We start from the raw sequence: 12,645 nt of genomic DNA on the forward strand, positions 1-12,645 counted from the left end.
GGAAGTGCCCATGCCCGCGCCGACCCACCCTCGTCCCCACACTGAAACCCTGGCCAATGGCTTGCGCGTGACCCTGCGTCATGTACCGGAACTCAAGCGCAGCGCCGCCGCCTTACGGGTGGCCGCTGGCAGCCATGATGTGCCGTTGGCGTGGCCGGGGCTGGCGCACTTCCTCGAGCATTTGCTGTTTCTCGGTACTGAGCGTTTTCCTGCGAATGAAGGGCTGATGGCCTACGTGCAGCGTCATGGCGGGCAGGTGAATGCCAGCACTCGGGAGCGCACCACGGACTTTTTCTTTGAGTTGCCGACGCAGTCTTTCGGTGCAGGGCTTGAACGTCTGTCGGACATGCTCGCCAACCCGCGTATGAATCCGGACGATCAGTTGCGGGAACGGGAAGTGTTGCAGGCGGAATTCGTCGCCTGGTCGCAAGATCCGACGGCTCAGCGGCAGTTTGCGTTGTACGAGGGATTGTCGGCGGAACATCCGTTGCGCGGTTTTCACGCTGGGAACCGCGACACGCTGCAAGTCGAGCAACCGTCGTTTCAGCTGGCGCTGACAGATTTCCATCAGCGCTTCTATCGCACCGCGCAAATGACCCTGAGCCTGGTTGGGCCGCAGCGTGTTGAAGAGTTGCGCAGCTTGGCAGAGCAATTTGCTGCGATGCTGCCGGTTGGGGATAAAACGCCGCAGGCAGCCACCTCGCCATTGGCGGTGAAAAGTTATCAACAGGTCGGCGAGCAGTACTGCAATCTGTTGTTTGCCTTCGACGCGTTGCCCGACGCCTCTGCCGAGGCAATGGCGTTTCTCTGTCATTGGCTCAACAGCGCCAAACCGGGTGGTTTGCTCGCGTACTTACAGGCCGGAAATCTGGCCGACAGCTTGAAAGCAGCGCCGCTGTATCACTTCTCCCGGCAAGCCTTGTTGCATCTGCAGTTCAGCGCGCCTGCCGGATCGTTGAGCGCGATTGGCGAACAAGTGCGCGATTGGCTGAGTTTCTTTGCACGGCAGGATTGGGCGCCGCTGCGTAAGGAATACGCAGCCCTGCTTCAGCGTCAGCAGCAAGTCAGCGGCGCGTTGCAGCTGGCGCGTATCGATATCGAACGGCTCGAAAGTGGCCTGACCGACGCCGGCGTGTCGGCCCTCAAGCAAATCCTTGGTGAAATCGGCACTGTGGATAACTTCAGCAGCCACTGGCGCCTGCCTGAAGCCAATCCGTTCTTGCGTGCGAATGAACCACTGGCCAACGCCGGATTGATCCGTGGCCAGACCAGCGCCCACCGTGGGTTGCGCACGTTTGCTCAGGATCGTTCGCGCGGCCGTCGCGAACACTCGCCCATGCAGTTCAGTCAGGCATTGCCGGACAACGGTGATGAAGGCGCGATTTATCTGCGCTGGCAATTGGAGGCAGCAGCCAATGCTGACCTGCAAGCGCAACTGCATCGCAGCCTTCGGGAAACTCAGGACGACGCACGTCAGGCCGGGGTCGAGTTGTCGCTCGGCACAACCGGCAATCAATGGCTGCTGAAACTCACCGGCCTGCAAGAGCCGATGCCCATCGTCCTGGAGCACGCGCTGAAATGTCTGACGCAAATTGACGCCGATGCCGTGCGAGGCGAGCCAGAAACGCCGTTGATGCCGATCCGCCAGTTGCTCAAGGCGCTGCCGGTACATTGTTTGGCCTCAACGCCAACTTGCGCCGATGCCAAACATCTGTGGACAACTTCCCGCTGGGATGGCCTGGCGCTAGGCCTCAGCGCGCAAACCCAATCTGCCATGGGGCTGGCCCTGAGCCGTATTCCTGGCATCCCTGATAATCAATTGCCTGCTCCGTCGACCATCAACGGCCAACACCTGTGGAGCCACATCGACACCGCGTCCAGCGAACACTCGCTGCTGCTGTTCTGCCCGACCGCCAGCCGCGAAATCGCCGACGAAGCTGCATGGCGCCTGCTGGCGCAACTGTGCCAGACGCCGTTCTATCAGCGCCTGCGCGTCGAATTGCAGTTGGGTTACGCGGTGTTCAGTGGTGTGCGGCAAATGCACGGGCAGACCGGGTTGCTGTTCGGCGTGCAATCGCCAACAGCCACACCGGAAGCATTGCTCGGGCAAATTCAGCAATTCCTCCAAGGCATTCCGGCGCTGATTGAAACCCTGGATGACGCCAGTCTCAGCCAACAACACCAATCGCTAATCGATCAGTTCAATGACACAAATCTGTCGACCAAAGACTCCGCCGAACTGCTGTGGCAGGCCAGACTCGCGGACCATTCGTCGGATTATCTGCCGCAATTGTTCGCCGCGATTGGCCAACTGGATCGTCCGGCATTGCTGGCAGCCGCACAGCGCTTAAACAACGCCGAAGGTGGCTGGCTCTGCCTTGCCAGCGACGCTATGCCCGGCGAACCATGGCAAGCGGCAAACTGATCATTACTCAGGCTGCAAGGAGCTTTCTCAAAGATTCACAGGCAATCGTGTTGAAATTTTGAGTAACATAGCCGCCTAACTATTTGGAACATCCCTGCGCTGCCGTGGACTATACCTATGGACAGCGCTATCCCACCCACCCGAAGGAGACACCCTATGTCCTGGACAAAACCGGCTTACACCGACCTGCGTATCGGCTTCGAAGTCACCATGTACTTCGCCAGCCGCTGAGTTCTGCCCACGCAGACTTGCAGTGCAACGCCTCGGCTCGCCGGGGCGTTTTATTTTCAGCGTTGAAATGATGGAGCGTTCATGTTCGTCCAGATTCTGGGTTCGGCCGCCGGTGGCGGTTTTCCGCAGTGGAATTGCAACTGCGTCAATTGCGCCGGTTTTCGCGACGGCAGCCTGAATGCCAAGGCCCGCACTCAATCGTCCATCGCGATTTCCGATGACGGCGTGAACTGGGTGCTGTGCAACGCCTCGCCAGACATCCGCGCGCAACTGCAGAACTTCGCTCCGATGCAACCGGGCCGTGCGCTGCGCGATACCGGTATCAGCGCGATCATCCTGATGGATAGCCAGATCGACCACACCACGGGCCTGCTCAGCCTGCGCGAAGGCTGCCCGCATCAGGTCTGGTGCACGGACATGGTTCACGAAGACCTGAGCACCGGTTTCCCGCTGTTCACCATGCTCAAACACTGGAACGGTGGGCTGGACTGGAACCGTATCGAACTCGATCAAAGCTTCACCGTCGCTGCGTGCCCGAACCTGCGTTTCACTCCCCTGCCATTGCGCAGTGCCGCGCCGCCGTATTCGCCGCACCGCTTCGATCCGCACCCGGGCGACAACATCGGCCTGATCGTCGAAGACCTGAAGACCGGCGGCAAGCTGTTCTATGCGCCGGGGCTGGGCAAGGTTGACGCGCCACTGCTGGAAATCATGGCCGGCAGCGATTGCGTGCTGGTGGACGGCACAATGTGGGACGACGATGAAATGCAGCGCCGTGGCGTCGGCACCCGCACCGGTCGCGAGATGGGCCATCTGGCGCAGAACGGCCCTGGTGGCATGCTCGAAGTGCTGGAACAGCTTCCCGAGCAACGCAAGGTGCTTATCCACATCAACAACACCAACCCGATTCTCGACGAGGATTCGCCGGAGCGCGCAGAACTGGCGCGGCGTGATGTTGAAGTGGCGTATGACGGCATGAGTATTGTGCTGTAGCTGATGGCCTCATCCCTGGCAAGCCAGCTCCCACAGGGTTCTGTGGCGTACACAAAAACTGTGGGAGCTGGCTCGCCAGCGATGACGTCCGAATAGACACAAGTGATTCCAACGGTTGTTCCCCGGAGAACCGCAATGACCGACCAACCGATGTCCCCCGCCGAATTCGAAGCGGCCCTGCGCGCCAAAGGCGCCTACTACCACATCCATCACCCGTACCACGTGGCGATGTATCAGGGCCGCGCCACCCGCGAACAGATTCAGGGCTGGGTCGCCAACCGCTTCTACTATCAGGTGAACATTCCCCTGAAAGACGCGGCGATCCTCGCCAACTGCCCGGATCGCGAAATCCGTCGCGAGTGGATTCAGCGCTTGCTCGACCACGACGGCGCCCCGGGTGAAGACGGCGGCATCGAAGCCTGGCTGCGCCTGGGTCAAGCGGTCGGCCTCGACCCGGATCAATTGCGCTCCCAGGAACTGGTGCTGCCCGGCGTACGCTTCGCCGTCGATGCCTACGTCAACTTCGCCCGCCGCGCCAGTTGGCAGGAAGCTGCCAGCAGCTCGTTGACCGAACTGTTCGCGCCGCAGATCCACCAGTCGCGCCTCGATAGCTGGCCGCAGCATTACCCGTGGATCGACCCGGCCGGTTACGAATATTTCCGCACCCGCCTCGGTCAGGCGCGCCGCGATGTCGAGCATGGCTTGGCGATCACGCTGGAGCACTACAAGACGCGCGATGGCCAGGAGCGCATGCTGGAAATTCTCCAGTTCAAACTGGACATCCTTTGGAGCATGCTCGACGCCATGAGCATGGCCTACGAGCTGAACCGCCCTCCGTATCACAGCGTGACCGAACAACGGGTCTGGCATAAAGGAATCACCTTATGAGTTTCGATCGCAGCAAGTCCCCGACCTGGCGTACCGGCTACCGTTACCAGTACGAACCGGCGCAAAAAGGCCACGTGCTGCTGTACCCCGAAGGCATGATCAAACTAAACGAAAGCGCTGCGCTGATCGGCGGTTTGATCGACGGTGAGCGCGATGTCGCGGCGATCATTGCCGAACTCGACAAACAGTTCCCCGGCGTGCCTGAACTCGGTGAAGACATCGAGCAATTCATGGAGGTTGCCCGTGCGCAGCACTGGATCGAACTTGCCTGATTCATCGGAAAAAGTGCCGCCCAAGCCTGAGGTCGGCCTGCCGCTGTGGTTGCTCGCCGAGCTGACCTACCGCTGCCCGCTGCAATGCCCGTACTGCTCCAATCCGCTGGATTTTGCCGAGCAGGGCAAAGAGCTGAGCACCGAGCAGTGGATCAAGGTATTCCGCGAGGCGCGGGAGATGGGCGCGGCGCAACTGGGCTTTTCCGGTGGTGAGCCGCTGGTGCGCCAGGATCTCGCTGAACTGATCGGCGAGGCGCGCAAGCTCGGGTTTTACACCAACCTGATCACCTCGGGCATCGGCCTCACCGAGCAGAAAATCAGTGACTTCAAGAAGGCGGGTCTCGATCACATCCAGATCAGTTTCCAAGCCAGTGACGAGCAAGTGAACAACCTGCTCGCCGGCTCGAAAAAGGCTTTCGCGCAGAAGCTGGAAATGGCTCGCGCGGTAAAGGCCCATGGCTATCCGATGGTGCTGAACTTCGTCACTCATCGGCACAACATCGACAAGATCGACCGCATCATCGAGCTGTGCATTGCGCTCGAGGCAGATTTCGTCGAACTCGCCACCTGCCAGTTCTACGGCTGGGCGCAGCTCAACCGAGTCGGTCTGTTGCCGACCAAGGAACAACTGGTGCGCGCCGAACGTATCACCAACGAATACCGCGCCAAACTGGAAGCCGAAGGGCATCCGTGCAAGCTGATTTTCGTCACCCCGGACTACTACGAAGAACGCCCGAAAGCCTGCATGAACGGCTGGGGCAGCATCTTTCTGACAGTCACCCCGGACGGCACTGCCCTGCCCTGTCATGGCGCCCGACAGCTGCCCGTGCAATTTCCCAACGTGCGCGACCACAGCATGCAGCACATCTGGTACGACTCGTTCGGCTTCAACCGCTTTCGCGGTTACGACTGGATGCCCGAGCCTTGCCGCTCCTGCGACGAGAAAGAAAAGGACTTCGGCGGCTGTCGCTGCCAGGCGTTCATGCTCACGGGGGACGCGAGCAACGCTGACCCGGTGTGCAGCAAATCCGAACAGCACGGCGTGATTCTCAAGGCCCGCGAGGAAGCCGAACACGCTACTCAAACCATCGAACAACTGGCCTTCCGTAATGAACGAAACTCACGCCTCATCGCTAAAGGCTGAGCCTTTCAGCGCCGCTCAAGCCGTCGCCGCCGGGATGGATTTCGCCGAACTGCAGCTCGGTGCCAACGGTTTGTTCTGGAATGAATATCGTCCCGAAGATGCCGCGTGCCGGATCTGGCACTGGCGTGACGGCGTGGCGAAATGTCTGACGCCGGCCGGTTTCAGCGTGCGCAGTCGGGTGTACGAATATGGCGGTGGCGCGTTTTGTCTGACGCCTGACGGGGTAGTTTTCGTCGGCGAGGCGGATCAGCAACTGTATCGGCAAACGCTGGATGGCGAGCCTGAGGCGCTGACGTCGGGCGAGTGCCGTTATGGCGATCTGCATTTTGCCGATGGCCAGGTGTTGGCGGTTGAGGAACAACACGACACGCATCGGCTGGTGGCGATTGATCTGGCTGACGGCAAGCGTCATCTGCTGGCCGAAGGGGCGGACTTTTACGCCGCACCGACGGTAAGTCCTGATGGCCAGCGTCTGGCGTGGATCGAGTGGAGCCGCCCGCATCAGCCCTGGACGTCGACCCGGTTGATGGTGGCCGAAGGTGATTTTTCGGCGCCCCGTTGCGTGGCGGGCGAACAATTTGAGGAGTCCATTCAACAGCCGCGTTTCGATGCTGAAGGCCGTTTGTATTGTCTGACCGATCGTGGCGGATTCTGGCAACCGTGGATTGATACATCGAATGGCCTTCAGCCTTTGCCAAGTGCTGAAGCCGATCATGCACCCGCGCCTTGGCAGCTAGGCGGTTGCACCTGGCTGCCCGTTGGTGAGTCTTACCTGGCCAGTTGGAGCGAGGGTGGTTTTGGGCGTTTGGCGCTCGACGGCGAAGACTTTACCGGCGACTACAGCCGCTTTCGTCATCTGGCACTGGATCAGCAATTCATCTATTGCATCGCCGCGTCGCCGATCAGTCCTTCAGCGGTGATCGCCATTGATCGCGTATCCCGCGCAGTCAAAGTGCTGGCCGGCGGTGTTGCACCGTTGCCCGCCGAACGCATCAGCCGCCCGCAAACCCTGCGTTACCCCAGCGTTGCGGGCGAGGCCCACGGGTTCTTTTATCCGGCCATGAGCGGCGAGGCGAAACCGCCGCTGGTGGTGTTCATTCATGGCGGCCCGACTTCAGCCTGTTACCCGCTGCTCGACCCGCGCATCCAGTACTGGACGCAACGCGGCTTCGCCGTGGCCGACCTCAACTATCGCGGCAGCAGCGGTTATGGCCGCGACTATCGACAGGCGTTGCATTTGAGCTGGGGTGACGTCGACGTCGAAGATGCCTGCGCGGTGGTGGCGTATCTCGCAGAGCGTGGCATGGTCGATGGTGATCGCGCATTTATTCGGGGCGGCAGCGCGGGCGGTTACACGACGCTGTGCGCCCTGGCGTTCCATCAGGTGTTTCGTGCGGGCGCCAGCCTTTATGGCGTCAGCGATCCGGTAGCCCTTGCTCGAGCCACGCACAAGTTTGAAGGCGACTACCTCGACTGGCTGATCGGCGATCCCGAGCAAGACGCCGAACGTTACGCCGCCCGCACTCCGCTATTGCACGCGAGCAATATTCGCGTGCCGGTGATTTTCTTTCAGGGTGAACTGGATGCCGTCGTCGTACCGCAACAGACCCGCGACATGGTCACGGCGCTGGAGCAGAACGGCATTCCGGTCGAGGCGCATTACTACGCCGATGAACGCCACGGCTTCCGCCGCGCGGTGAATCAGGCGCATGCGCTGGAACAGGAGTGGTTGTTTTATCGGCGGGTGATGGGGCTAACGTTGACACAGAATTAGCGGTGTCCCGTTCGCGAGCAGGCTCGCTCCCACAGGGGATTTGTGAACGACACAGATCCAGTGTGGGAGCGAGCCTGCTCGCGAAGGCAACCTACCTGGCGCTGCAGGACTCAGCGCTTGGCGATGATGTACACCGCATGCACGATCCCCGGAATGTAGCCACACAACGTCAGCAGAATGTTCAGCCAAAACGCCCCGCCGAACCCGACCTGCAGAAACACACCCAGTGGCGGCAACAGAATGGCGATGATGATACGAATGAAATCCATGGGTCAGCTCCTGATTGGGGGTTGGCTCGCTTGAGCCATACAAGCTAATCGACATTTGCCGTTCGTCAGGGTTCAGTGCTATCGCCATTTGTTCGCCACTACCCCACACAAAAAAACGCCCCACGCCAAAAGAATCAGGCGTGGGGCGTGCGTTATACCGCGAGACGGTTCTTCAATTCGGGTGGGACGTTTCGGATCAGACGGCAATCCCTTTACGGCATTGCAGTTGCGCAGTGCGCACGCGGGAAAAGGCGCGGGCCAGACGCAGGAGCATTTCATCGATATTGGTTTTGCTGACGGTGAGTGCCGGGGTGAAACGCAGGCAGTTGGCTTGCGGGGCGTTGAGCAGCAGGCCTTCGTGCAGTGCGGCATTGATGACAGCAGCTGCAGAGTCGTCTGACAGGCTCAGTCCCCAGAACAGGCCTTGACCGCGCAGTTCACCGTGGCCATAGCGGTGGGCCAATCGCGCCAGACCTTCGCACAGGTGCTGGCCGTTTTCTCTAACCTGTTCGAGAAAAGTCCGGTCCTGCACGCTGTCGAGCACCACCAACCCTGCAGCTGTCATCAGCGCATTGCCGTGATGGGTGCCACCCAGTTCGCCGGCGTCGAAACAACACGCCTTGCCTCGCGCCAGCAGCGCCGCCAATGGCACGCCACCTCCGAGACCTTTGCCGAGCACGACGATATCGGCGTGTACACCGTAGGACTGTTCCGCGAGCAAGGTGCCGCATCGCCCGATGCCGGTCTGCACTTCGTCGAGGATCAACAGGATGCCCAGCTCACGGCACAAACGCTCGACGCCTTTGAGGTAATGCTCGGTGGCGGGAATGACGCCGGCATCGCTCTGGATCGGTTCAAGCATGATCGCTACGGTTTGCGCATCCACTGCAGCATGCATTGCCGGCAAATCGTTGAACGGCACCAGATCGAAGCCAGGCAACAACGGCGCGAAGCGGTTGGGCAGGTTCGCACTGTCCGACGCCGAGATCGTCGCCAGACTACGGCCGTGGCAGCCCTGCTTCGCAACGATGATCCGCGAGGCGCCGCCGCGATGCAGTTGACCCCACTTGCGCGCCAGTTTGATCGCCGCTTCACAGGCTTCGCTGCCGCTGTTGAGCAGATAAGCCTGATCGCTGGAGGTGCTCGCACACAGGCGTTCGGCGAGGCTGAGCATGCCGCGATTGTGCAGATTGAAACCCGGATTGATCAGCGCCTGGGCCTGACTGGCGATGGCTTTGACCAGCGCCGAAGGGCTGTGACCGAGACTATTGGCGCCGCCGGCCTGGGAGAAGTCGAGATAAGCGCGGTCGTTGCTGTCCCACAGCCAGGAGCCCTGCCCACGGACGAAGACCTGCTGCGGCCGCTCGACGCTGGGCATCAGCCGCTCGGCGTTCAGGCTGTCACCAGCAGCAGGCTGATCGGCCTCGAAAGCGAGGTCCTCCAGACTCGGCACCGGGCGGCGCAAACTGAACAGATTCATTGGAAAAAACCTCCATTGAGGTTTTTTGAACTGCCTATGCAAACACTGTCGAAGCAAACGCTATTCATCGCGCTCTCTGGCCCTGTAAGCCTTGTGAATGCGGTTAGACTAGGCTCACTGACGGCTCCGGGCCATTTCGATTTCCCAGCATTTTCGATAAGCATTACTTATGGATTTCAAACAACTGCGTTATTTCGTCGCGGTCTACGAAGAAGGTCATGTCGGGCGGGCCGCCGAACGCCTGTCGATCTCGCAACCGGCACTCTCGCAGCAGATCCGCCAGCTCGAACAGAACCTCGATGTCACTCTGTTCGAACGCAGCAGCAAACGCCTTCTGCCGACCCTCGCCGCCCATACGTTGTACAACCACGCGTTGCCTTTGCTCGATGGTTTGCAACGGGCCCGGGAGGCGTTGGGCAACTTCAAGGGCCAGGCACTGCGCACGTTGGCAATCGGTGTGCTGCAAACGGTGCACACCAGCCTCGTCCCGCAAATGCTTGAGCGGGTGCGCAAGGCGCAACCGCATCTGGTTGTGCAGATCTATGAACTGACAGGACTGGAGATCGAGCGGCGCCTGCTCAATGGCTCACTGGATATCGGCATCAGCTATCTGCCGCCGCGTCAGCCCGGGCTGCATGGTGTGCTGCTGTATGAAGATGAGCTCACGCTGGTCATCCCGGCGGATCATCCGTTGCGTGAATTCAAGAAAGTCTCGATCCGACAGGCTGCCGAATTGCCGATGTTGCTGCTCGGAGAAGAGTTTCAGATTCGCCAGATCTGGCAGGCTCAATTGACCAGCCTCGGTCGGCGCCCGCAGGTGCAGGCAGAGCTGAACAATATGGTGGGGATTCTCGACAGTTTGCCGCACACCAAACTGGCAACAGTGCTGCCCGGCCAATCGCAAAAAGAATACGACGATGAGGATTTGCTCTGGAAACCGTTGAGCGAACCACGGGTACCGCTGAAGGTGGGCTTGGTGTGTCGCGACGTACAACGTCAGCAGGCGTCTTTGGCGTTGCTGCGGACATTGCTGGAAGAAGTGATGGGGCGCGAAGAGAAACCGCTCAAGGGCGCGCCGCCGCTGGATTCCCGGGCCTGAAAACTTTTCTGCAAACAAAAGAAAACCCCGCCGAAGCGGGGCTTTGCAGACTGTTTCCCTGACATCCATTTCACTCCGCCACCCTGGCAGAATCCTACGTGTCCCTGTTGTTGCTTTGCGCTTCCTGCGCGACGTCCATGAAATGTAGATTAGCCGTGGATCCAATCCGCGCATATGGGAGAACAGCAGCACGTGATGTAAGCGAATGCTTACATCACGTCATCGCATCAGAATTGCGCTGCATCCAGAAGGAACAACGACTCGCTACCAGCCTTCACCGACGCGCTCAACGAGTGAATGCGCGGCAGCAGACGGGCGAAATAGAAGCGCGCGGTGCCGAGCTTGCTGGCATAGAAATCTTCCTGCGATTCCTTGCCGAACGCGGCTTTGGCCATCAGTGCCCACATGTAGGCATAAGCGGTGTAACCAAACGCTTGCAAATATTCGACCGAGGCTGCGCCGATTTCGTTCGGATTGTTTTTCGCCCGATCCAGCAGCCACGCCGTCAACTCGTCGAGGGTATCGACAGCGTCGTTCAGCGGCTTGGTGAATTCACCCAGATCAGCACTCGCCGTAGCGGTGAAGTGGCGGATCTCGTCGGCGAACAGTTGATAGTACGCGCCGCCGCTGCCGACGATCTTGCGCCCCACCAAGTCCAGCGCCTGAATACCGTTGGTGCCCTCATAGATCTGCGTGATGCGCACGTCACGCACCAATTGCTCTTGGCCCCACTCGCGGATGTAACCGTGGCCGCCGAAAATCTGCTGGCCGTGGACGGTGGTTTCCAGACCCAGATCGGTCAGGAACGCCTTGGCCACCGGCGTCAGCAAGGCGACCAGATCTTCAGCACGCTTACGCGTGGTCGCGTCTTCGCTGAACTTGGCGGTGTCGAGTTGCATCGCCACGTAAGTGGAGAACGCACGGCCACCTTCGTTCGAGGCCTTCATGGTCAGCAGCATGCGCCGCACGTCCGGGTGGACGATGATCGGGTCAGCGACTTTGTCTTTGTTCTGTGCGCCAGTTGGCGAACGGCTTTGCAGACGGTCGCGCGCGTATTCGACGGCGTTCTGATAGGAGCGCTCGCCAGTGGCCAGGCCCTGAATGCCGACGCCCAGACGCTCGTAGTTCATCATGGTGAACATCGCGGCGAGACCTTTGTTCGGCTCACCAACCAGATAACCGACGGCTTCGTCGAAGTTCATCACGCAGGTGGCGGAAGCCTGGATACCCATCTTGTGTTCGATAGAACCGCAATTCGCCGGATTGCGCGCGCCCAGGCTGCCGTCGGCATTGACCATGAACTTCGGCACCAGGAACAGCGAAATACCTTTCGGGCCGGCCGGTGCGTCAGGCAGCTTGGCCAAAACCAGATGAATGATGTTTTCCGTAAGGTCGTGTTCGCCACCAGTGATGAAGATCTTGGTGCCGCTGACCTTGTAGGAACCATCGGCCTGAGGCTCGGCCTTGGTGCGAATAATGCCCAGGTCGGTGCCGGCGTGCGGCTCGGTCAGGCACATGGAACCGGCCCAGACGCCGGCGTACATGTTCGGCAGGTACGCGGCTTTCAGCTCTTCGCTGGCGTGGGCGTTGATCGACAGGCAGGCGCCGGCAGTCAGCATCGGGTACAGACCGAAGGACAGGCTGGCGGAGTTGACCATTTCTTCGACCTGGGCCGAAACGGCTTTGGGCATGCCCATGCCACCGTATTGCGGATCACCGCCAACACCGACCCAACCGCCTTCAGCGTAAGTCTGATAAGCCTGTGGGAAACCGGCCGGCGTGGTGACGGCTCCGTCGGCCCAGCGGCAACCTTCTTCGTCTGCCGCACGGCTCAGGGGCGCGATGCTTTTGCTGGTGACCTTGCCGGCCTCTTCGAGAATCGCTTCAACGGTCTCGGCGTCGACAGTCTCGGCCAGCGCCGGCAGTTCGGCCCAGAGTTTGGCGACTTCGAACACTTCATTGAGGACGAAGCGCATATCGCGCAGCGGCGCTTTGTAGTCAGCCATGGCAAACCTCGCAAGATCTAAACAGGTATTCGTGGAAGGGTGTTTTCATTGAGGCCGAGTGTAC

Annotated in this window: 11 protein-coding genes; 8 read left to right on the forward strand and 3 right to left on the reverse strand. The window is 60.2% G+C overall.

Features of this window, described 5'->3' with window-relative positions; translation table 11 throughout:
* Positions 1-10: 10 nt before the first annotated feature.
* From pqqF to ACA043_RS26875, 7 genes are all read left to right on the forward strand, one after another.
* Complete coding sequence (pqqF, locus tag ACA043_RS26845; protein WP_497658209.1) at positions 11-2,425, forward strand: pyrroloquinoline quinone biosynthesis protein PqqF; 2,415 nt, start codon at positions 11-13, stop codon at positions 2,423-2,425.
* A 156-nt stretch (positions 2,426-2,581) separates the two neighbouring features.
* Complete coding sequence (gene pqqA, locus ACA043_RS26850) at positions 2,582-2,656, forward strand: pyrroloquinoline quinone precursor peptide PqqA (RefSeq protein ID WP_003422658.1); 75 nt, start codon at positions 2,582-2,584, stop codon at positions 2,654-2,656.
* 81 nt (positions 2,657-2,737) lie between these two features.
* A complete protein-coding gene (gene pqqB, locus ACA043_RS26855; RefSeq protein WP_187680851.1) occupies positions 2,738-3,649 on the forward strand; it encodes a pyrroloquinoline quinone biosynthesis protein PqqB in 912 nt (303 codons plus the stop codon).
* 135 nt (positions 3,650-3,784) lie between these two features.
* Entirely contained in the window at positions 3,785-4,537 is a 753-nt protein-coding gene (gene pqqC, locus ACA043_RS26860; protein WP_497615473.1) for a pyrroloquinoline-quinone synthase PqqC, read from the forward strand.
* The gene (gene pqqD, locus ACA043_RS26865; RefSeq protein WP_497615474.1) at positions 4,534-4,809 is read left to right on the forward strand and encodes a pyrroloquinoline quinone biosynthesis peptide chaperone PqqD; all 276 of its coding nucleotides are present in this window, start codon (positions 4,534-4,536) and stop codon (positions 4,807-4,809) included. The genes pqqC and pqqD overlap by 4 nt, the downstream gene beginning before the upstream one ends.
* Entirely contained in the window at positions 4,781-5,953 is a 1,173-nt protein-coding gene (gene pqqE / locus ACA043_RS26870; RefSeq protein ID WP_497658210.1) for a pyrroloquinoline quinone biosynthesis protein PqqE, read from the forward strand. The genes pqqD and pqqE overlap by 29 nt, the downstream gene beginning before the upstream one ends.
* A complete protein-coding gene (locus ACA043_RS26875) occupies positions 5,919-7,727 on the forward strand; it encodes a S9 family peptidase (protein WP_497658211.1) in 1,809 nt (602 codons plus the stop codon). Before pqqE ends, ACA043_RS26875 begins: the two co-directional genes overlap by 35 nt.
* Before the next feature lie 110 nt (positions 7,728-7,837).
* Here the strand turns inward: ACA043_RS26875 and ACA043_RS26880 are convergent, their stop codons facing one another.
* Both ACA043_RS26880 and ACA043_RS26885 read right to left on the reverse strand, forming a co-directional pair.
* The gene (locus ACA043_RS26880; protein ID WP_003228885.1) at positions 7,838-7,996 is read right to left on the reverse strand and encodes a YqaE/Pmp3 family membrane protein; all 159 of its coding nucleotides are present in this window, start codon (positions 7,994-7,996) and stop codon (positions 7,838-7,840) included.
* Between the two features lie 196 nt (positions 7,997-8,192).
* Positions 8,193-9,476: an aspartate aminotransferase family protein gene (locus tag ACA043_RS26885; RefSeq protein ID WP_497658212.1), complete on the reverse strand. Its 1,284-nt coding sequence runs from the start codon at positions 9,474-9,476 to the stop codon at positions 8,193-8,195.
* Between the two features lie 169 nt (positions 9,477-9,645).
* On the opposite strand from ACA043_RS26885, the gene ACA043_RS26890 reads away from it, so the two are divergent.
* On the forward strand, positions 9,646-10,575 hold the full coding sequence (locus ACA043_RS26890) for a LysR family transcriptional regulator (protein WP_187680795.1): 930 nt from the start codon (positions 9,646-9,648) through the stop codon (positions 10,573-10,575).
* Positions 10,576-10,802: 227 nt separating this feature from the next.
* Here the strand turns inward: ACA043_RS26890 and ACA043_RS26895 are convergent, their stop codons facing one another.
* Positions 10,803-12,581 (reverse strand): acyl-CoA dehydrogenase C-terminal domain-containing protein, encoded by a 1,779-nt coding sequence (locus ACA043_RS26895; RefSeq protein ID WP_497615477.1) that lies wholly within the window; start codon positions 12,579-12,581, stop codon positions 10,803-10,805.
* Positions 12,582-12,645: the final 64 nt, after the last annotated feature.

The organism is Pseudomonas sp. LBUM1648, assembly GCF_059716145.1.